The sequence below is a fragment of the Streptomyces violaceus genome (genome assembly GCF_036014075.1).
In the GTDB taxonomy this organism is placed as follows: Bacteria; Actinomycetota; Actinomycetes; order Streptomycetales; family Streptomycetaceae; genus Streptomyces; species Streptomyces violaceus.
The window spans coordinates 6279743-6300090 of record NZ_CP107911.1 but is presented as its reverse complement, the minus strand read 5'-3'; the positions used below and the strand labels follow the sequence as shown (position 1 = coordinate 6300090).

Below are 20348 nucleotides of genomic sequence, written 5' to 3'. Positions count from 1 at the left end.
CGCGTTATGAAACGCTGACCCCGAAGTCCAGCGCGATGCCGCGCAGGCCCGACGCGTACCCTTGTCCCACCGCCCTGAACTTCCATTCGGCCTGGTAGCGATAGACCTCACCGAAGATCATCGCGGTCTCCGTGGAGGCGTCCTCGCTCAGGTCGTAGCGGGCGAGTTCCTGGCCGTCCGCCTGGTTCACGACGCGGATGAAGGCGTTGCTGACCTGGCCGAACGTCTGGCCGCGCTCGTCGGCCATGTGGATGGAGACGGGGAACACGATCTTGTCGCACTGGGGCGGCACCTTGGAGAGGTCGATCAGGAGCGACTCGTCGTCGCCGTCGCCCTCACCGGTGAGGTTGTCACCGGTGTGCTCCACCGAGCCGTCCGGGCTCTTGAGCTGGTTGTAGAACACGAACCACTCGTCCCCGAGCACGCGCCCGCCGCTGCACATCAGGGCGCTGGCATCGAGGTCGAAGGGGGCTCCGGTGGTGGAGCGCGCGTCCCAGCCGAGCCCGATCATCACCTGAGTGAGGTTCGGTGCGGCTTTGGACAGGGAGACGTTGCCCCCTTTGGCGAGCGTGACGCCCATGATGCTGTCCCTCCCCGAAGTGATACTTCTCTGCTGTCCTGCGCGTCCGGCGCCGCACGTAAACCGTGCGGCGCCGGATGGTGAGGCCTTGAGGTCGGCTCAGACGTTCACGCCGAAGTCCTGCGCGATACCGCGCAGGCCCGAGGCGTAGCCCTGCCCGATGGCGCGGAACTTCCACTCCGCGCCGTGCCGGTAGAGCTCACCGAAGACCATGGCGGTCTCGGTGGAGGCGTCCTCGCTCAGGTCGTACCGGGCGATCTCGGTGCCGCCGGCCTGGTTCACGACGCGGATGAACGCGTTGCGCACCTGGCCGAAGGACTGCTGGCGGGTCTCGGCGTCGTAGATCGAGACCGGGAAGACGATCTTCTCTACGTCGGCCGGGACGGTGGCGAGGTCGACCTTGATCTGCTCGTCGTCGCCCTCGCCCTCACCGGTGAGGTTGTCGCCGGTGTGCTCGACGGAGCCGTCCGGCGTCTTGAGGTTGTTGAAGAAGATGAAGTGCTGGTCGTTGCCGACCTTGCCGGAGTTGTTCAGCAGCAGCGCACTGGCGTCCAGGTCGAAGTCGGTGCCGGTCGTGGTGCGGATGTCCCACCCCAGACCGATGATGACCGCGGTCAGGCCCGGCGCCTCCTTGCTAAGCGATACGTTGCCGCCCTTGCTGAGGCTGACTCCCACGAGTCCTCCATTGGTGTTCTGGGGCGGGATGCCCCGTTGTGCTCGGATGTCGGATCAACGAGTCGATCCTAGTGACGGGTTCCCGCACCACCCAGGCCCTGAAGCCGGGAATTCAGCGGGTGTCGGGCGCATGACGCCCGACCGGCGTCACAGGGTGTCGAGCGCCTTCACGTAGTCGTTCAGGTCGCGCGCGTCCGGCAGGCCGTTGACGACGGTCCACCGCACGACGCCCTCCTTGTCGATGACGAAGGTGCCGCGCACGGCGCAGCCCTTGTCCTCGTCGAAGACGCCGTAGGCCCGCGAGACGTTGCCGTGCGGCCAGAAGTCCGACAGCAGCGGGTACTCCAGCCCCTCCTGCTCGGCGAAGACACGCAGCGTGTGGATGGAGTCGTTGGAGACGGCGAGCAGCTGGGTGTCGCGGTCGGAGAACTGCGGCAGGTTGTCGCGCAGCTCGCACAGCTCGCCGGTGCACACGCCGGTGAAGGCGAAGGGGTAGAAGAGCAGCACGACGTTCTTCTCGCCGCGGAAGTCGGACAGCTGCACGGTCGCGCCGTGGTTGTCCTTGAGCTCGAAGTCGGGGGCCTTCTCGCCGACCTGGATCGCCATCGTGGTGGGTGTCCCTTCGTGCGGCTTTAGGGGTCCTTACGGGTGGGACCACCCTACGCAGGCACCGGGACAGGCCGATGGGCGGGCCGACAGCGTCGGCCCGCCCCGTCCGAACGACTAACGCTTGGACTTGGCGGCCTTCGGCGTGGCCAGCCGGCTGCCGCTCCAGTCCTTTCCGACGCTGACGCTCTTGGACGCCGTCAGACCCGCCGTAGTGGCGGCCTCCGAGATGTCGCTCGGCTCCACATAGCCCGAACGGCCGGTCTTCGGCGTGAGGAGCAGGATCGCGCCGCCCTCTTCGATGTACGTGGTGGCATCGACCAGCGAGTCCGTCAGGTCGCCGTCGTCGTCACGGAACCACAGCACAACGGCGTCGGCCACGTCGTCGTAGTCCTCGTCCACCAGGTCGCTCTCCACAATGCCTTCGATGGCCTCGCGGAGTTCCTGGTCCACGTCGTCGTCGTAGCCGATCTCCTGGACCACCTGCCCGGGCTGGAACCCCAGCCTGGCGGCAGGGTTCGTCCGCTCCTCCGCGTGGTCCGCGGTCGCGCTCACGGGTTGCCTCCTGATCATGTTTTGGGAATGTCTCAGCCACGCGCGTGCGCGAAGCATTGGCCGTAGTCCACACGGGCGGGACGGATCGCGCAAGTACCCGGCCGTTCAGACCGCCGAAACGGTGACGATCCTGGCGGTGTCACCGCAACTCCAGGCACACCATCATGGTCCGAGGTGACGCACACCACACCTTTCTGCCCTGTTTGGGCGTTTGGGAATCGTCTGTGGGTACGAGACTCGAATGTATTCACCCCATACGTCACGGAGTCGCCATGGAGTCGATCTCCCTCCCGCGTTACCGCTCGGTAGAGATGACGTTTACGGCCCCGAGGTAGACCATGGGTGGCGGCGCAGCCCAGCGACATCGCCCAGCGACCCCAGCGAAGCAGCGGCCCCGGCACGGCCCTCCGACAGGTAAGGAACAGCGTGGCTTCCGCATCCGATCGCAACCCGATCATCATTGGCGGCCTTCCGAGTCAGGTTCCTGACTTCGACCCCGAAGAGACGCAGGAGTGGCTCGACTCCCTCGACGCCGCTGTCGACGAGCGCGGCCGGGAGCGCGCCCGCTATCTGATGCTGCGGCTGATCGAGCGGGCCCGCGAGAAGCGCGTGGCCGTGCCGGAGATGCGCAGCACGGACTACGTCAACACCATCCCGACCAAGAGCGAGCCGTTCTTCCCGGGCAACGAGGAGATCGAGCGGAAGATCCTCAACGCGACCCGCTGGAACGCGGCCGTGATGGTCTCCAGGGCCCAGCGCCCCGGCATCGGCGTCGGCGGCCACATCGCGACGTTCGCGTCCTCCGCCTCGCTCTACGACGTGGGCTTCAACCACTTCTTCCGCGGCAAGGACGAGGGCGACGGCGGCGACCAGGTCTTCTTCCAGGGCCACGCCTCGCCGGGCATCTACGCCCGCGCCTTCATGCTGGACCGGCTCAGCGAACAGCACCTGGACGGCTTCCGCCAGGAGAAGTCCAAGGCGCCCTACGGCCTGTCGTCGTACCCGCACCCGCGCCTGATGCCGGACTTCTGGGAGTTCCCGACGGTGTCGATGGGCCTCGGCCCGATCGGCGCGATCTACCAGGCGCGGATGAACCGCTACATGCACGCGCGCGGGATCGCCGACACCTCCAAGTCGCAGGTGTGGGCCTTCCTCGGCGACGGCGAGATGGACGAGCCGGAGTCGCTGGGCCAGCTGTCCATCGCCGCCCGCGAGGGCCTGGACAACCTCACGTTCGTCGTCAACTGCAACCTGCAGCGCCTCGACGGCCCGGTGCGCGGCAACGGCAAGATCATCCAGGAGCTGGAGTCGATCTTCCGCGGCGCCGGCTGGAACGTGATCAAGCTGGTGTGGGACCGCAGCTGGGACCCGCTGCTCGCCCAGGACCGCGACGGCGTGCTGGTCAACAAGATGAACACCACGCCCGACGGACAGTTCCAGACGTACGCCACGGAGACCGGCGCGTACATCCGCGACCACTTCTTCGGCGACGACCACCGGCTGCGCGCCATGGTCGAGGGCATGACCGACGACCAGGTCCTGCACCTGGGGCGCGGCGGTCACGACCACAAGAAGATCTTCGCGGCGTACAAGGCGGCGGCGGAGCACAAGGGCCAGCCGACGGTGATCCTCGCCAAGACGATCAAGGGCTGGACGCTGGGCCCGAACTTCGAGGGCCGCAACGCCACGCACCAGATGAAGAAGCTCACGGTCGACGACCTCAAGCGCTTCCGCGACCGTCTGCACCTGCCGATCCCGGACAAGGAGCTGGAGTCCGGCGCCCCGCCGTACTACCACCCGGGCCGGGACTCGGAGGAGATCCAGTACATGCACGACCGCCGCAAGGGACTCGGCGGTTACGTCCCGACACGTGTCGTCCGGTCCAAGCCTCTGCCTCTACCTGAGGACAAGACGTACGCGACCGTGAAGAAGGGTTCGGGCCAGCAGTCCATCGCGACGACGATGGCCTTTGTCCGGCTCCTCAAGGACCTCATGCGGGACAAGGAGCTCGGCAAGCGGTTCGTGCTGATCGCGCCGGACGAGTACCGCACCTTCGGCATGGACTCGTTCTTCCCGAGTGCGAAGATCTACAACCCGCTCGGCCAGCAGTACGAGTCGGTCGACCGTGATCTGCTGCTCGCCTACAAGGAGTCGCCGAACGGCCAGATGCTGCACGACGGCATCTCGGAGGCGGGCTGCACGGCCTCGCTGATCGCGGCCGGCTCGGCCTACGCCACCCACGGCGAGCCGCTGATCCCGGTCTACGTCTTCTACTCGATGTTCGGTTTCCAGCGCACCGGCGACCAGTTCTGGCAGATGGCCGACCAGCTGGCGCGCGGTTTCGTCCTGGGTGCGACCGCGGGCCGTACGACCCTGACCGGTGAGGGCCTCCAGCACGCTGACGGCCACTCCCAGCTGCTGGCCTCCACGAACCCCGGCTGTGTGGCGTACGACCCGGCGTTCGGCTTCGAGATCGCCCACATCGTGCAGGACGGCCTGCGCCGGATGTACGGCGGCTCCGAGGAGCACCCGCACGGCGAGGACGTCTTCTACTACCTGACCGTCTACAACGAGCCGATCCAGCACCCGGCCGAGCCGGCGAACGTGGACGTCGAGGGCATCCTCAAGGGCGTCTACCGCTTCAGCGAGGGCACGGGCGGCTCGATCCCGGCGCAGATCATGGCGTCCGGTGTCGCGGTGCCGTGGGCGGTCGAGGCGCAGAAGATCCTGGCCGAGGACTGGAACGTCAAGGCCGACGTCTGGTCGGCGACCTCCTGGAACGAGCTGCGGCGCGAGGCCGTGGACTGCGAGCGGCACAACCTGCTGCACCCCGAGGAGGAGCAGCGGGTGCCGTATGTGACGCGGAAGCTGGCCGACGCGCAGGGGCCGGTCGTGGCCGTGTCCGACTGGATGCGATCGGTTCCGGACCAGATCGCGCGCTGGGTGCCGCAGACGTACCAGTCGCTCGGTGCGGACGGCTTCGGCTTCGCCGACACGCGTGGCGCGGCCCGCCGGTTCTTCCACATCGACGCGCAGTCGATCGTGGTGGGGGTGCTGACCGAGCTGGCCCGTGAGGGCAAGGTCGACCGGTCGGTACTCAAGCAGGCCATCGACCGGTACCAGCTGCTCGACGTGGCGGCGGCCGACCCGGGGGCCGCGGGCGGCGACGCGTAGCACCCGGAAACCTGCCGCATCCTGTCAAGGGGTGGTGCGCATCACGGGTACACCGTGGGCACACCACCCCTTCACGTTTCCTACGATGCGGCCATGCAGCAGCAGTCGGCCCGACTCCGTTGGGAACAGCACACGCAGCGGCCCCTCTTGGGCCTGGCCCTGGCCTTCGCCGTCGCCTACGCCGTGCCGATCGTCCGGCCGGACGCGAGCCGGGACGTGGTGGAGGTGTGCACCGCGGTGGAGTGGGTGGTGTGGGGGGCGTTCGCGCTCGACTACCTGATCCGGCTGGCGCTCGCGGAGCAGCGGCTGAGGTTCGTACGGACGCACTGGCTCGACCTGGGCGCGGTGTTGCTGCCGGCGATTCAGCCGCTGCGGTTGCTGCGGCTGGTGTCGACCCTGCTGCTGGTCGGGCAGCGGGCGCGGATGGCCTCGCAGATAAGGCTCACGACGTATGTCGCCGGCGCGGTGGTCGGGCTGCTGATGTTCGGCTCCCTGGCGGTGCTGTCGGTGGAGCGGGACTCACCGGACGGGAACATCAGGACGCTGGGTGACGCGGTGTGGTGGTCCTTCACGACGATGACGACCGTGGGCTACGGGGACCACGCGCCGACCACCGGCTTGGGACGGATGCTGGCGGTGGGCTTGATGCTCTCCGGGATCGCGCTGCTGGGTGTGGTGACGGCGAACATCGCGGCGTGGTTCATAGCCCGGTTCGAGAAGGACGACGTGGAGGAGCGCCGGCAGACGGAGGCGATACGGGAGCTGACGGAGGAGGTGCGGGCGCTGCGGGGGGAGTTGGCGGCGCTGAAGGGGACGCCGGTCGAGTAGTGCCGGCACAAGAAGGAGGGCCTCCGGCTTGACCGCCAAAGGCCCTTCCCTCACTCCACCCGGGTCAGAACATGCCCACGCCCGGTGTGGCCGCTCCTGACAGCCAGATGATGGCCAGGAGCGTGTCGATGGCACCCAGAACCAGTGCGACCACGGCCGTCATGGGGCGGGAACCCGCCCAGGTGCGGCCCATGGCGAGCCAGCCGCAGACGATCGCCACGGGGCCGAGGATGATCCCCAGCGCGAAGAATCCGGCGACAGCGCAGATGACTCCGATGATTCCGAGCGTCGCGCGATCCGGCCCGGTCCGTGACCACGTCCGGCCACGTGAGCGGGGGTGCCTGCGCGTACCGTGTCCGAAGCTCGCCATCTCAACTCCCGTAAACCCTCGATCGGTTGGGGTTCGGTTCGGATACGGCTTGGCGAGTACCCCTCATGCGGCTTTCAATCACGCTGCCTGCGCGCTGCCCCCCTCCGGCAGCGCGCCGCAGCGTCCGTCCCCCATGCCCTGCGGAGGACTTGACCCACTGTGACCTGCGAGGCCCGCCGGAGGGGAGGGGTCGACGGTCTTGTTCACCCTGATAGGCGAACGCCCCGTCAGGGGCCGTCAGATGTGCGCCGCTCCCGCGCCGGCCTCCGCGTTCTCACCACGCTTGGTGAGGAACGCCACCAGCACCGCGACCACGGCGACCCCGGCGGCCACGAGGGACGCCGCGCTCATCCCGGAGATGAACGTGTCGTGCGCGACGCCCGTGATCTTCGCGGCGATCGCGTCCGGCGTACCCGGCGCCAGCGGCGGGACACCGACCTGGACCGCCTCGGACGCCTGGTGCTCCTGCTCCGGCGTCAGCGGCGGAAGCCCCGCCTTCGTCCAGTTGTCCGCGAGGTCGCTGTTGACCTTGGAGGCCATCACCGCACCCAGCACGGCCGTACCGAGGCTGCCGCCGATCTGCATGGCGGCCTGCTGAAGACCGCCCGCCACGCCCGAGAGCTCCATCGGGGCGTTGCCGACGATGACTTCGGTCGCGCCGACCATGACCGGCGCGAGGCCGAGGCCGAGCAGGGCGAACCAGAGCGACATGATGCCGCTGCCGGTGTCCGTCTCCAGGGTCGACATCCCGTACATGGCGATCGCGGTGAGCGCCATACCGCCGGCGAGCGGGACACGGGGACCGAACTTGGTGATCATCGCGCCGGCGAGCGGCGAGCCGACGATCATCATGCCGGTGAGCGGCAGCAGGTGCAGACCCGCGTCGATCGGACTCATGCCGTGCACGTTCTGGAGGTAGAACGTCACGAAGAACAGGCCGCCCATGAAGGCGATGGCCATCAGGACCATCAGCACGACACCCGCGGACAGCGCCACGGAGCGGAACAGCGCGAGCGGGATCAGCGGCTCCTTCACCTTCGTCTCCCAGAAGGCGAACAGCACGAAGCACAGCACGGAAGCACCGAGGAACGACAGCGTCTTGGCGTCGCCCCAGCCCCACTCGGACGGCGGGGCCTTGATGAGCGCCCACACCAGGCAGAACACGGCCGTCGACAGCAGGGCGATGCCCAGGATGTCGAAGGAGCGCGGGGCGTTCTCGGCGCGGTGGTCGAGCAGGATCAGCACGCCGAGGACGACGGCGAGGACGCCGACCGGCACGTTGATGAAGAACACCGACTGCCAGTTGACGTGCTCGACGAGCACGCCGCCGAGGATCGGGCCGCCCGCGGTGGACGCGCCGATGACCATGCCCCAGATGCCGATCGCCATGTTCAGCTTCTCGGCCGGGAAGGTGGCCCGCAGCAGGCCGAGCGCGGCCGGCATCAGCAGCGCGCCGAACAGGCCCTGAAGGACGCGGAAGACGACGACGAACGCGATGCTGTCGGACAGGCCGATGGCGCCCGAGGCGGCGGCGAAGCCGACGACGCCGATGAGGAAGGTCTGCCGGTGGCCGAAGCGGTCACCGAGCTTGCCCGCGGTGATCAGGGAGACCGCGAGGGCGAGGAAGTATCCGTTGGTGATCCACTGGACCTCGGCGAAGGTGGCGCCGAGGTCCTTCTGTATGGCCGGGTTGGCTATGGCCACGATGGTGCCGTCGAGGGCCACCATCATGACCCCCACAGCGACGGTGATGAGGGTGAGCCAGGGGTGTCCCCGCAGCCCCTTGCCCGGCGTCGCGTCCGACGGCGCCGCCGGCGCCTTGCCCCCCGACCCCGTCGTGTCGATGGTGGTCTGACTAGTCATGCGCCCGAGGCTAATGACAGCCACTGACAATTGACAAACCAATTCACAAGTCGGTAACTGACAGGACAACCTCATATAGCCTGAACTGCGAAAACAGTCGGAAGAGAGTCGGAGGAGAGAGAGCCGCTTGAACCTGCGTGAACGCAAGAAGCAGCGCACCCGGGACGCGCTGCTGCGCGCCGCCCTCGAACTGTTCGCCACGCGCGGGTACGACGAGACCACCGTCGACGACATCGCCGCCGCCGTCGACGTCTCGCAGCGCACCTTCTTCCGCTACTTCGCCGGCAAGGAGGAGACGGCGTTCTTCGTGCCGCGGCTCGCGGAGGGTCTCGTCGTCCAGGCCCTGCAGGTGCGCCCGCCGGACGAGGCCCCGCTGGAGGCGCTGCGCCGGGCCGTGCTGGAGAGCTGGGACACGATCAGCGAGGCCGTCGAGGAGATCGTGCCGATCGACCTCCATCTGCGCGTCTACCGGGTGATCGAGTCGACGCCCGCGCTGTTCGCCGCCCATCTGCGGCGGTCGGCGGAACTGGAGGAGCAGCTCGCGCGCATCATCGCCGAGCGCGAGGGGCTGGACGTGGACGCGGATCCGCGGCCGAGGATCGTCGTGGCCCTCTTCGGCGGCGTGATTCGTGTCACCGAGCGACTGTGGTCCGCGGGCGATGAACTCAGCCTCGCGGGAATGCGCCAACTGACCACGACATACCTGGATCAGGTGGGTCCGGCGCTGGCCGGGAACTGGCGTGCAGAACAGTCCCCCTAACACATCCACCAAAACGTGATCCCGGTCACTTGGTTAACGCGAGACCCTCTCGTTCTCCTAGTGTGTCCTTTCAGTGACTTCCTTCGACACCTCCCCGCAATTGAACGTCTGGCGCGCACTGCTCGCTCTGGCCGTCGTGTTCGTGATGCTGGCGACCACCGGCTGGACGGCCCTGCGCAATCAGCGGGGCGACACGCCGCTCCAGGCCTCGCTCTCCGCTTGGGAGCACGGCCGGATAGGCGGTCACGGACTGCCGGACCCGCAGGCCCAGCCGACGAAGCTGGCCCGCTTCTTCGCCTCCCTCACCGCGCAGGACCGCTCGAGCCTGGTCCGCAAGTATCCGCTCGCGCTCGGCAATATGAACGGCGCCCCGCCCGAGCTGCGCTATCGCGCCAACCGTGTCGCGCTCGACCAGGCACGCAAGGTCGAGCGGGAACGCATGCGCGACAGCCGCCTCACCGCGGCCGGGAAGCAAGAGGCCGGCCGAAGGATGCACCGCTTCGAAGACCTCATGGAGCAGGGCCGCCACATCCTCGCGTTCGACCCGGAGGGCTCGGGCCGGGTGGCGGAGGTCTTCGGCAATCTGCGCAGGGCGGACCGGGTCTCGGTCGTCGTGCCCGGCGTGGACACCGACCTGCTCACCTTCCAGCGCACCCAGCGCAAGTACTCGGCGCCCGTCGGCATGGCCGAGGCGCTGCACGCGGCCGAGCGGGCGGCGAGCCCCTCGACCCGTACGGCCGTGATCGCCTGGGCCGACTACACGGCACCCAGCGGACTCGGCATCGACTCGGCCACGGCGATGCGCGCCGTGGAAGGTGCCGCACGACTGAACACGCTGGTGCGGGCGCTGCCCGGCGACAAGCCGGTCTCGCTGTTCTGCCACAGCTACGGCTCCGTGGTGTGCGGGGTCGCGGCGCGTTCGCTGCCGGACCGGGTGGCCGACATCGCGGTGGCCGGCAGCCCCGGCATGCGCGTCGAGAAGGCCGCCCAACTGCACACCACCGCCCGGGTGTGGGCCATGCGGGACGCCGACGACTGGATCCAGGACGTGCCGTACCTGGAGGTCGGCGGTCTTGGCCACGGGGCCGACCCGGTGTCCGCCGGGTTCGGCGCGCGAGTGCTGTCGGCGCAGGGCGCGAAGGGGCACGCCGGCTACTTCGAGCCGGGTACGGCAAGTCTGATGAATTTCGCAGAGATCGGCGTTGGCGCATACCGCTCGGTGCACTGCGCGCACGAAGACGGCGTCTGCCGGACCGGTTTGTCCGGCACGGCGGCCGCCTGACGCGCGTAGAGGCGAAGAAATTGCGGTCTGCTCGGGAGGGGGACGGAGGAGCGCGTGCCGCATACGATGAGCCGCATGGGTGACGTACTGGCCGGATTTCATGCCGCCTGGGAGTTCGAGTCCGACTCCGTGCTCATCCGCTACGAACGGGGGATTCGAACACCTAAGCTCTTTCAGGCGCTGGGGGAACGCCGGGTCCCCCTGGACGCGATCGCCGGGGTGACGCTGACGCGCGGGAAACGCGGCACGGTCGTGCTGCGCGTCGAGCCGCGGCCCGGTGCGGACCCTCTGATGGAGGCGGCCGCCGGGCAGCTGAAGGAGAGCGGCGATCCCTACCGGCTGGTGCTGCCCGCCGAACGCGAGGTTCTCGCGGAGTACTACGCCGACGAACTGCGGGCGCTGCTGACGGAGTCCGGACCGGCGGATCGGTTCCTCGTGGAGCCGCCGAAGGGACCGCTGTCGTTCAAGGCGTACGACGGCAAGGCCTCGTTCGACGGGCGGACCGTAAACTTCCGGTGGTTCTGGACGGGGGCGTCGTCGGCGAAGTGGAAGGCCGGGGACCAGAACTTCCCCGTCGGGGAGCTGAACGGGGTCGAGTGGCGCTCGCCCGAGGTGTTCGAAGGGCATCTGCGGTTGCTGCACCGGGACACGGGCGCGTCGGCCGCGCAGGCCGACCAGGATCCGGCCGCGGTGGTGTTCGGGCTGGGGTACGGGCCCGTGCACGAGTCGCTGCCGTTCGCGGCGGCGGTGCTGGCCGCGGTGCGGACGTCCAGTCCGGTGGCGGCCGTCACGGCGGGCGGGCCCCGCCGTGACCCTGCGGATATCGCCGAGCGGATTCGGCATCTCGGGGAGTTGCATCAGGCCGGGCTGGTGACTGATGAGGAGTTCTCTGTGAAGAAGGCTGAGTTGTTGGCGGAGCTTTAGCGTCTGCCGGGATCGATGCGTTGGCGGGCGCGGGTTGTGCGTGGTTGTTCGCGCCCACGCGGCGGAGCCGCATATCAACACAGCCCCGCGCCCCTTATGCCAGCTTCACTCCCGTCCGGCGGAAGTAAAGGTCATGTCCGCGTACCTGTCGCCCGCCACCTTGGCCGCGATCGGGTCCAGGAGGGCCAGCTCGTCGTCGGTGAGGACGATCCTGGTTGCCGCCGTGTTCTCCTCCACCCTGGACGGCTTGCGGGTGCCCGGGATCGGGATGACCGGCAGGCCGTGGACCGACGACTGCTGGTGGGCCCAGGCCAGGGCGATCTGGCCGACGGACGCGCCGTGCGTCTCGGCGATTGCGCGGATGGGCTCCAGCAGGGCGCCGTTGGCGGCGGCGTTGTCCCCGGTGAAGCGGGGCTGCTGGCGGCGGAAGTCGCCTGACGACAGGTCCTCGGCACTGGCGAAGGAGCCCGTGAGGAAGCCGCGGCCCAGCGGCGAGTACGCGACGAGGGTCACGCCGAGGTCGCGGGCCGCCGGGACGACGTTCGTCTCGATGTCGCGGCTGAAGAGCGACCACTCCGACTGCAGGGCGGCGATGGGGTGGACGGCGTGGGCGGCGTGGAGTTCGTCGGCCGTGACCTCGCTCAGGCCGAGGTGCTTGACCTTGCCCTCGCGGACCAGTTCGGCCATGGTGCCGACGCTCTCCTCGATCGGCACGTTCACATCGCGCCGGTGCATGTAGTAGAGGTCGATCACGTCGACGTCCAGGCGCTTCAGGCTCGCCTCGACGGCCTGGCGGATGTAGGGCGGGTCGTTGCGGATGACCCGGCGTGTCGGGTCATCCGGGGGGATCGACAGGGCGAACTTGGTCGCGATGACGAGTTCGTCGCGGTGGGCCTTGAAGAACGGCGACAGGAACCGCTCGTTCTCGCCCGCCCCGTACGCGTCGGCCGTGTCGTAGAGGGTGACGCCGAGTTCGAGTGCCCGTTCCAGGGTCGCCCGGGAGGCGTCCGCGTCCGAGGGGCCGTAGCCGAAGTTCATGCCCATGCAGCCGAGGCCCTGGACGCCCACCTCGGGGCCGTCGTCGCCCAGCTTCGCCGTTGTGATCCTGCCGTCCGTCATCGGGACCTCTCCGACGCCAGGGCACGCCCGGCGTCCGCGTAGAAACTGATCTTCCGGTCGAGCACGGCGAGCGTGTCGCGGAGTTCGTCGATCCTGGCCAGGACGTCCTCACGGGTCGTCTTGAGCAGCTCGAAGCGCTCGCCGTAGGTGTGGTCGCCCTCGCGCACCAGTTCCGCGTACCTGACCATGTCGGCGACCGGCATGCCCGTCAGGCGGAGTTTGCCGACGAGGTCGAGCCAGTCGAGGTCGCGGTTGGTGTAGCGGCGCTGGCCGGTGTGGGACCGGTCGATGTGCGGCATCAGGCCGATGCGCTCGTACCAGCGCAGGGTGTGCGCGGTCAGGCCGGTGAAGGCGACGACCTCGCTGATCGTGTACCTGTCCTCACCGTCCGGGCGCCGGTCGTACTGCGGAGGGCCGGCGCAGGTGTCGGTCCTGGTCCCCGTGGTTTCCATCACCGTCATGGCCCCAACGCTAGAACCTTGGAGTGCACTCCAAGCAAGCTCCGACGGTAAGAAATGGGCAGGACGTTTCTTGATCCGTCTGGTTAGCGTACGGAGTCATGAGTTCTGTACGCCGTGCCCTGCCCGAGGACGCCGAGGAAGTCCTGCGGCTGCGCCAAATCATGATCGACTCGCTGTTCGCAAGCGACCCGTCCACCCGCTGGCACGGAGAGTCCCTCCCCACGCTGAAAACCAAACTCGGCGAGCCGGAGGCGGACTTCGTGGCGTTCGTCGTGGACCACCCGGATCGGCCCGGGGCGCTGGCTTCGCTGGTGGCCGGGACGATCGACTACCGCATCGGGAAGCCGGGCGACCCCCAGGGCAAGGTGGGCTTCGTGTTCAGCGTCGCCACCGACCCGGACGCCCGGCGCCGCGGGTACGCACGGGCGTGCATGCAGACCCTGCTGGAGTGGTTCCGCACACGAGGCGCCCGGCGCGTACAGCTCACCACCTCACCGGAGGCCGAGCCGCTGTACGTCTCCCTGGGCTTCCGGCCCAAGCCCGACCCGTTGCTGGAGCTGACGCTCTGAGCGCATAGGGTCGAACGCATGTCGCTCAAGAGCCTCGCGTTGATCGAGAACTGGCCGGTTCCCACCGCTGCGGCGGGCGTCGTACGGGCGGACGGCACCGTCCTCGGCACCCATGGACCGGCCGGGCGGCGGTTCCCGCTCGCGTCGGTGACCAAGCCGCTCGCCGCGTACGCGGTGCTCGTCGCGTACGAGGAGGGGGCGGTGGAGCTCGACGAACCCGCCGGTCCGGCCGGGTCGACGGTCCGGCATCTGCTCGCGCACACCTCGGGCCTCGCCTTCGACGAGCACAAGGTCACGGCGACGCCCGGGGAGCGGCGGCTGTACTCGAACGCCGGTTTCGAGCAGTTGGGCGACCACATCGCGAAGGCGACCGACATTCCCTTCGGCGAGTACCTGCGGCAGGCCGTGCTGGAGCCGCTGGGGATGACCTCGACGACCCTGGAGGGCTCTCCGGCCAAGGACGGGGTGTCCACGGTCGAGGACCTGCTGCGGTTCGCGGCCGAGGTGCAGGTACCGCGTCTGCTGGATCCCCGCACGGTCGCCGAGGCGATGACCGTGCACTATCCGGGCACCAAGGGCGTCCTGCCGGGGTACGGCCACCAGAACCCCAACGACTGGGGGCTCGGCTTCGAGATCCGCGACTCCAAGTCGCCGCACTGGACGGGGTCCTCGTCCTCACCGCGCACGTTCGGGCATTTCGGGCAGTCCGGCACGTTCCTGTGGATCGACCCCGACGCGCGTGCCGCGTGCGTCGCACTGACGGACCGGGCGTTCGGGCCGTGGGCGGTCGAGGCGTGGCCGGCGTTCACCGACGCCGTACTCGCGGAGTTCTAGGCCATCTCCCAGATCAGCAGCTCCGACTCCGTCACGCCTTCCGCCTCAAGGCCCTTGGCGTCCGTGATGCGGGCCGCGTCGCCCGTACCCAGCTCCTCGCCGTCGAGGCGTACGTCACCCCGTACGACGTGCACGTACGCGTACGCCCCGTCCGGCACCGCCGTCCGCTCCCCCGCGCCCAGGCGCCTCACGTGCAGCATCGCGCCGGCCTCCGGGACGGCGTACGGCGTCGAGTCGGCGATGCCGTGGACGACCTCGTAGCAGGGGTCGCCGCCGGGCCGGAGCGGGGCCAGCCACATCTGCACGAACGTCAGAGGATCGGGGCCGTCGTTGCGCTCCACGTGACGAACCCCACCCGCCGAGCTGAGCCGCTGCACGTCCCCGTGGCGCACCACCGACTCGTGCCCGGTGGAGTCCCGGTGCGTCAGCTCGCCCTCCACGACCCACGTCACGATCTCGGTGTGGCTGTGCGGATGCTCGTCAAAGCCGGCCCCCGGGTCCAACCGCTCCTCGTTGCAGGCGATCACCGCGCCGAAGCGGAGGTTGTCCGGGTCGTAGTGGGGCCCGAAGGAGAAGGCGTGCCAGGTCTCGATCCCCGCGGCCGGTTCCCCTCCGGGGTAGCGCTCGTGAGCGCGCCGTACGTCCATCACGAGGTCCACCGTAGGCCCTGCGACGCACCCTCCCGTCCGGATAAGGCAGTCTTGTCCCCGTGCCCGAACCCGAAACCAGCAAGAACGCAGCCCCAGCACACGACGTCCACCCCCATGCCGCGACGCTGAAGCGCCTGGTGGAATCGTCCGGATCGCTCGCCGCGCAGGCCATCGCGCGGATGGACGAGACGCTGCCCTGGTACCGGGCCATGCCACCGGAGAACCGTTCCTGGATCGGCCTGGTCGCGCAGGCGGGTATCGCCGCCTTCACCGAGTGGTTCCGGCATCCGGACGCCCCGCAGGCCATCTCCACCGACGTGTTCGGAACCGCGCCGCGCGAGCTGACCCGGGCGATCACGCTGCGGCAGACCGTGGAGATGGTGCGCACCACCATCGAGGTCATGGAGAGCGCGATCGACGAGGTCGCGGCCCCCGGCGACGAGAGGGTGCTGCGCGAGGCGCTGCTCGTCTACGCCCGGGAGATCGCCTTCGCCACCGCCCAGGTGTACGCGCAGGCCGCCGAGGCACGCGGTGCCTGGGACGCCCGGCTGGAGTCCCTGGTCGTGAACGCCGTGCTCAGCGGCGAGGCCGACGAGGGCGCCGTGTCCCGCGCCGCCGCCCTCGGCTGGAACTCGCCCGAGCATGTGTGCGTGGTGCTCGGCACCGCGCCCGACGGCGACTCCGAACTGACCGTGGAGGCGATCCGGCGGGCCGCCCGGCACGCCAAGCTCCAGGTGCTGACCGGTGTGCTCGGGGACCGGCTCGTCGTCATCGCGGGCGGCAGCGACAACCCGCTGGCCGTCGCCAAGTCGCTCATCGGCCCGTACGCGGCCGGGCCGGTCGTGGCGGGCCCGGTGGTGCCGGACCTGCTGGCCGCGACCCGGTCCGCGCAGGCCGCGGCGGCGGGACTGAAGGCGGGTTCTGCCTGGCAGGACGCCCCGCGCCCGGTCCTGGCGGACGACCTGCTCCCGGAGCGCGCGATCGCCGGTGACCCCTCGGCCCGTGAGCAACTGGTGGAGGAGATCTACAGACCACTGGAGGAGGCCGGGGCCGCGCTCCTGGAGACCCTCAGTGTCTATCTCGAACAGGCGAGCAGTCTCGAGGGCGCGGCCCGCATGCTGTTCGTCCATCCCAACACCGTCCGCTACCGGCTTCGACGTGTGACTGACGTCACCGGCTGGTCACCCTCCGATGTACGCTCTGCCTTCACGCTGCGGATCGCTCTGATCCTGGGGCGTCTGGTCGATGGAGATCTCCAGCCCTAAGGTTTTGTCGGAGCCCGACAAAACCCCCTCGTGTTCTTCGTCCCTGTCCCCACGGGCGGCCGTGCCCGTCTCCAAGAGAGAGTGTGAGAGTGCTCGTACTCGTCGCTCCCGGCCAGGGCGCCCAGACGCCCGGCTTCCTGTCCGCATGGCTCGACTTCCCCGGTGTCCGCGGTGCCCTCGAGGCATGGTCCGACGCCGCGGGCCTCGACCTGATCCGTTACGGCACCGAGGCCGACGCGGAGGAGATCCGCGACACCGCGGTGGCGCAGCCGCTGCTCGTCGCGGCCGGACTGGCGTCCACGTACACGCTGTTCGACGACCCGGCCGAGCTGCCGCGGAAGGTCGGCGCCATCGCCGGGCACAGCGTCGGCGAGTTCACCGCGGCCTCGCTCGCCGGTGTGCTCCCGCACGAGGAGGCCGTCCGCCTCGTCCGCACCCGCGGGCTCGCCATGGCCGAGGCCGCCGCCGTCACCGAGACCGGCATGGCGGCCCTTCTCGGCGGCGACCCGGAAGTGACGGTTCCGCACCTGGAGAAGCTGGGCCTGACCCCGGCGAACATCAACGGCGCGGGCCAGATCGTCGCGGCCGGCACGAAGGAGCAGCTCGCCGCGCTGGAGGCGGACAAGCCCGAGGGCGTGCGCAAGGTCGTCGCGCTGAAGGTCGCCGGCGCCTTCCACACCCACCACATGGCCCCCGCGGTCGACACGCTGGCGAAGGCGGCCGAGGCCCTGACGCCCGGCGACCCGCAGGTCACCTACGTCTCGAACAAGGACGGGCGGTCCGTCGCCGCCGGCACCGAGGTGCTGGACCGTCTGGTCGGTCAGGTCGCCAACCCGGTCCGCTGGGACCTGTGCATGGAGACCTTCAAGGAGCTCGGCGTGACGGCCCTGATCGAGGTGTGCCCGGGCGGTACCCTCACCGGTCTCGCCAAGCGTGCTCTGCCCGGTGTGAAGACGCTGGCACTGAAGTCCCCCGCCGACCTCGACGCGGCTCGCGAGCTCATCGCCGAGCACGCCTGACCGCCGCCCCCAAGGAGCCGTCCGCATGGCGAAGATCAAGCCCAGCAAGGGCGCCCCGTACGCGCGCATCCTCGGCGTCGGCGGGTACCGCCCGACCCGGGTCGTGCCGAACGAGGTGATCCTCGAGACGATCGACTCGTCCGACGAGTGGATCCGCTCGCGCTCCGGCATCGAGACCCGGCACTGGGCGAACGACGAGGAGACCGTCGCCGCGATGTCGGTCGAGGCGTCCGGCAAGGCGATCGCCGACGCCGGGATCTCCGCCGAGCAGATCGGCGGCGTGATCGTCTCGACCGTCTCGCACTTCAAGCAGACCCCGGCCGTCGCCACCGAGATCGCCGACAAGCTCGGGACGAACAAGGCGGCCGCCTTCGACATCTCGGCCGGCTGCGCGGGCTTCGGCTACGGCCTCACGCTCGCCAAGGGCATGATCGTCGAGGGCTCCGCCGAGTACGTCCTGGTGATCGGCGTGGAGCGGCTGAGCGACCTGACCGACCTGGAGGACCGCGCGACGGCCTTCCTGTTCGGCGACGGCGCCGGCGCGGTCGTCGTGGGCCCGGCCCAGGAGCCCGCCATCGGCCCCACGGTCTGGGGCTCCGAGGGCGACAAGTCCGAGACGATCAAGCAGACCGTGCCGTGGACGGATTACCGTTCCGGCGAGGTCGCCAAGTTCCCCGCCATCACGCAGGAGGGCCAGGCGGTGTTCCGCTGGGCCGTGTTCGAGATGGCGAAGGTCGCCAAGGAGGCGCTGGACGCCGCCGGCATCTCCGCGGAGGACCTGGACGTCTTCATTCCGCACCAGGCCAACGAGCGGATCATCGACTCGATGGTGAAGACACTCAAGCTGCCGGAGTCCGTCACGGTCGCACGTGACGTACGCACCACCGGCAACACCTCGGCCGCCTCGATCCCGCTCGCGATGGAGCGGCTCCTGGCGACCGGCGAGGCGAAGAGCGGCGACACCGCGCTCGTCATCGGCTTCGGGGCGGGTCTCGTCTACGCCGCGACTGTCGTTACCCTCCCCTAGGCACTCCGTGCCGGATCAAGCGTCCGGCACGGGAGGAAACACCTGCCACACCCTCTGGATATCTACGAAGGAGCGCCAACATGGCCGCCACTCAGGAAGAGATCGTCGCCGGTCTCGCCGAGATCGTGAACGAGATCGCCGGCATCCCGGTTGAGGACGTCCAGCTGGACAAGTCCTTCACCGACGACCTGGACGTCGACTCGCTGTCCATGGTCGAGGTCGTCGTCGCCGCCGAAGAGCGCTTCGACGTCAAGATCCCGGACGAGGACGTCAAGAACCTCAAGACCGTCGGCGACGCGACCGACTACATCCTCAAGCACCAGGGCTGATCGACCGACCAGCCCCTGGGCCGACTGCCCCGCCACCCGGCGGTGGCGCCGCTTAATCCTCGTATCCGTTGGAGAAAGAATTCCCGTGAGCCCGACCAATCGCACCGTGGTCGTCACCGGTATCGGCGCAACCACACCGCTGGGTGGCGACGCAGCCTCTACCTGGGAGGGCCTGATCGCCGGACGTTCCGGCGTCAAGCCCCTGGAGCAGGAGTGGGCCGCCGAGCAGGCGGTCCGTATCGCGGCCCCGGTCGCCGTGGAACCGACCGAGGTCATCCCCCGGCCGCAGGCCCGCCGTCTGGACCGCTCGGCGCAGTTCGCGCTGATCGCGGCCAAGGAGGCCTGGGCCGACGCCGGTTTCGAAGCGAGCGCCGACGAGGACCCGAACGTCGACCCGGACCGGCTCGGCGCGGTCATCGCCTCCGGCATCGGCGGCGTGACAACCCTGCTCGACCAGTACGACGTGCTCAAGGAGAAGGGCGTTCGCCGCGTCTCCCCGCACACCGTGCCCATGCTGATGCCCAACAGCCCGTCGGCCAACGTCGGGTTGGCCGTGGGTGCCCGGGCGGGCGTGCACACGCCGGTCTCCGCCTGCGCCTCGGGCGCCGAGGCCATCGGCTACGCCATCGAGATGATCCGCACGGGCCGCGCCGACGTCGTCGTCGCGGGTGGCACGGAGGCGGCGATCCACCCGCTGCCGATCGCCGCGTTCGGCAACATGATGGCGATGTCCAAGAACAACGACGACCCGCAGGGTGCGTCGCGCCCCTACGACGTGGCCCGCGACGGCTTCGTCCTCGGTGAGGGCGCCGGTGTCGTCGTCCTGGAGTCCGCCGAGCACGCCGCGAAGCGCGGTGCGCGGGTGTACGCCGAGGCGGTCGGCCAGGGCATCTCGGCCGACAGCCACGACATCGTGCAGCCGGAGCCGGAGGGGCGTGGCATCTCGCAGGCCCTGCAGCACCTGCTGGAGCGCAACGACCTGAACCCGGCGGAGATCGTGCATGTCAACGCGCATGCCACGTCGACGCCGGCCGGTGACATCGCCGAGTTGAAGGCGCTGCGGAAGGTGTTCGGTGACGACGCCGACCACTTCGCGGTGTCCGCGACGAAGTCGATGACCGGGCATCTGCTCGGTGGTGCGGGTGGTGTCGAGACGGTGGCGACGGTGCTCGCGCTGTACCACCGGGTCGCTCCGCCGACCATCAACGTCGAGAACCTGGACCCGGAGGCCGAGGCGAATGCCGATGTCGTTCGTGGTGAGGCTCGGAAGCTGCCGGTCGATGGGCGTATCGCTGCGCTGAACGACTCGTTCGGGTTCGGTGGGCACAACGTGGTGCTGGCGTTCCGGACGGTTTGATCGCTGAGCGTTTGAATGGCCCGAACTCCCTGGGTGGGGTTCGGGCCATTCGCCGTTTTGTGTCGCGTTGTGGGGCGGGTGCGGGTCGCCTTTGGCTGGTC

At 69.3% G+C, this 20348-nt stretch carries 21 protein-coding genes; 12 read left to right on the top strand and 9 right to left on the bottom strand.

The window, feature by feature from the left end; translation table 11 throughout:
- Nucleotides 1-4: 4 nt before the first annotated feature.
- From OG542_RS28345 to OG542_RS28330, 4 genes are all read right to left on the bottom strand, one after another.
- Nucleotides 5-580: a TerD family protein gene (locus OG542_RS28345; RefSeq protein ID WP_311125471.1), complete on the bottom strand. Its 576-nt coding sequence runs from the start codon at nucleotides 578-580 to the stop codon at nucleotides 5-7.
- Between the two features lie 99 nt (nucleotides 581-679).
- Nucleotides 680-1255: a TerD family protein gene (locus OG542_RS28340; protein WP_184592174.1), complete on the bottom strand. Its 576-nt coding sequence runs from the start codon at nucleotides 1253-1255 to the stop codon at nucleotides 680-682.
- Between the two features lie 147 nt (nucleotides 1256-1402).
- Nucleotides 1403-1861 (bottom strand): peroxiredoxin, encoded by a 459-nt coding sequence (locus OG542_RS28335; RefSeq protein WP_311125472.1) that lies wholly within the window; start codon nucleotides 1859-1861, stop codon nucleotides 1403-1405.
- 117 nt (nucleotides 1862-1978) lie between these two features.
- Nucleotides 1979-2416, bottom strand: coding sequence for a DUF3052 domain-containing protein (locus OG542_RS28330; protein ID WP_039932421.1), 438 nt, complete (start codon nucleotides 2414-2416; stop codon nucleotides 1979-1981).
- 426 nt (nucleotides 2417-2842) lie between these two features.
- On the opposite strand from OG542_RS28330, the gene aceE reads away from it, so the two are divergent.
- The gene (gene aceE, locus OG542_RS28325) at nucleotides 2843-5590 is read left to right on the top strand and encodes a pyruvate dehydrogenase (acetyl-transferring), homodimeric type (protein WP_311125473.1); all 2748 of its coding nucleotides are present in this window, start codon (nucleotides 2843-2845) and stop codon (nucleotides 5588-5590) included.
- Nucleotides 5591-5683: 93 nt separating this feature from the next.
- Nucleotides 5684-6418, top strand: a complete 735-nt coding sequence (locus OG542_RS28320) for a potassium channel family protein (RefSeq protein WP_328414389.1) — start codon at nucleotides 5684-5686, stop codon at nucleotides 6416-6418.
- Between the two features lie 64 nt (nucleotides 6419-6482).
- Here the strand turns inward: OG542_RS28320 and OG542_RS28315 are convergent, their stop codons facing one another.
- Entirely contained in the window at nucleotides 6483-6788 is a 306-nt protein-coding gene (locus tag OG542_RS28315) for a small hydrophobic protein (RefSeq protein WP_328414387.1), read from the bottom strand.
- A gap of 237 nt (nucleotides 6789-7025) precedes the next feature.
- The gene (locus OG542_RS28310; RefSeq protein ID WP_311125475.1) at nucleotides 7026-8651 is read right to left on the bottom strand and encodes an MFS transporter; all 1626 of its coding nucleotides are present in this window, start codon (nucleotides 8649-8651) and stop codon (nucleotides 7026-7028) included.
- Nucleotides 8652-8778: 127 nt separating this feature from the next.
- On the opposite strand from OG542_RS28310, the gene OG542_RS28305 reads away from it, so the two are divergent.
- The 3 genes from OG542_RS28305 to OG542_RS28295 all read left to right on the top strand — a co-directional run bounded on the left by OG542_RS28305 (nucleotide 8779) and on the right by OG542_RS28295 (nucleotide 11617).
- A complete protein-coding gene (locus OG542_RS28305) occupies nucleotides 8779-9411 on the top strand; it encodes a TetR family transcriptional regulator (protein WP_328414384.1) in 633 nt (210 codons plus the stop codon).
- A gap of 73 nt (nucleotides 9412-9484) precedes the next feature.
- Nucleotides 9485-10693: an alpha/beta hydrolase gene (locus OG542_RS28300; RefSeq protein ID WP_328414382.1), complete on the top strand. Its 1209-nt coding sequence runs from the start codon at nucleotides 9485-9487 to the stop codon at nucleotides 10691-10693.
- A 66-nt stretch (nucleotides 10694-10759) separates the two neighbouring features.
- Nucleotides 10760-11617, top strand: a complete 858-nt coding sequence (locus OG542_RS28295) for a DUF4429 domain-containing protein (RefSeq protein WP_193478435.1) — start codon at nucleotides 10760-10762, stop codon at nucleotides 11615-11617.
- Nucleotides 11618-11722: 105 nt separating this feature from the next.
- Here OG542_RS28295 and OG542_RS28290 read toward each other — a convergent pair whose 3' ends face one another.
- A complete protein-coding gene (locus OG542_RS28290) occupies nucleotides 11723-12736 on the bottom strand; it encodes an aldo/keto reductase (protein ID WP_328414380.1) in 1014 nt (337 codons plus the stop codon).
- Nucleotides 12733-13197 carry a MerR family transcriptional regulator gene (locus OG542_RS28285; protein WP_184592190.1) on the bottom strand — a complete coding sequence of 155 codons (465 nt, stop codon included), beginning with the start codon at nucleotides 13195-13197 and terminating at the stop codon, nucleotides 12733-12735. Before OG542_RS28285 ends, OG542_RS28290 begins: the two co-directional genes overlap by 4 nt.
- A 98-nt stretch (nucleotides 13198-13295) precedes the next feature.
- Between OG542_RS28285 and OG542_RS28280 the strand changes: the two genes are divergently transcribed.
- On the top strand, nucleotides 13296-13766 hold the full coding sequence (locus OG542_RS28280) for a GNAT family N-acetyltransferase (protein WP_328414378.1): 471 nt from the start codon (nucleotides 13296-13298) through the stop codon (nucleotides 13764-13766).
- Nucleotides 13767-13784: 18 nt separating this feature from the next.
- A complete protein-coding gene (locus OG542_RS28275; RefSeq protein ID WP_328414376.1) occupies nucleotides 13785-14600 on the top strand; it encodes a serine hydrolase domain-containing protein in 816 nt (271 codons plus the stop codon).
- Here the strand turns inward: OG542_RS28275 and OG542_RS28270 are convergent.
- The gene (locus tag OG542_RS28270; RefSeq protein ID WP_328418148.1) at nucleotides 14597-15247 is read right to left on the bottom strand and encodes a pirin family protein; all 651 of its coding nucleotides are present in this window, start codon (nucleotides 15245-15247) and stop codon (nucleotides 14597-14599) included. The two genes, OG542_RS28275 and OG542_RS28270, sit on opposite strands and share 4 nt — an antisense overlap.
- Before the next feature lie 62 nt (nucleotides 15248-15309).
- Between OG542_RS28270 and fasR the strand changes: the two genes are divergently transcribed.
- From fasR to fabF, 5 genes are all read left to right on the top strand, one after another.
- The gene (fasR, locus tag OG542_RS28265) at nucleotides 15310-16515 is read left to right on the top strand and encodes a fatty acid biosynthesis transcriptional regulator FasR (RefSeq protein WP_193477750.1); all 1206 of its coding nucleotides are present in this window, start codon (nucleotides 15310-15312) and stop codon (nucleotides 16513-16515) included.
- Between the two features lie 89 nt (nucleotides 16516-16604).
- Nucleotides 16605-17534 carry an ACP S-malonyltransferase gene (locus tag OG542_RS28260; RefSeq protein WP_193477751.1) on the top strand — a complete coding sequence of 310 codons (930 nt, stop codon included), beginning with the start codon at nucleotides 16605-16607 and terminating at the stop codon, nucleotides 17532-17534.
- A gap of 25 nt (nucleotides 17535-17559) precedes the next feature.
- Nucleotides 17560-18561 carry a ketoacyl-ACP synthase III gene (locus OG542_RS28255; protein ID WP_328338245.1) on the top strand — a complete coding sequence of 334 codons (1002 nt, stop codon included), beginning with the start codon at nucleotides 17560-17562 and terminating at the stop codon, nucleotides 18559-18561.
- A gap of 80 nt (nucleotides 18562-18641) precedes the next feature.
- Complete coding sequence (locus OG542_RS28250) at nucleotides 18642-18890, top strand: acyl carrier protein (protein ID WP_003989952.1); 249 nt, start codon at nucleotides 18642-18644, stop codon at nucleotides 18888-18890.
- A gap of 85 nt (nucleotides 18891-18975) precedes the next feature.
- Nucleotides 18976-20247: a beta-ketoacyl-ACP synthase II gene (gene fabF / locus OG542_RS28245; RefSeq protein ID WP_311125481.1), complete on the top strand. Its 1272-nt coding sequence runs from the start codon at nucleotides 18976-18978 to the stop codon at nucleotides 20245-20247.
- Nucleotides 20248-20348: the final 101 nt, after the last annotated feature.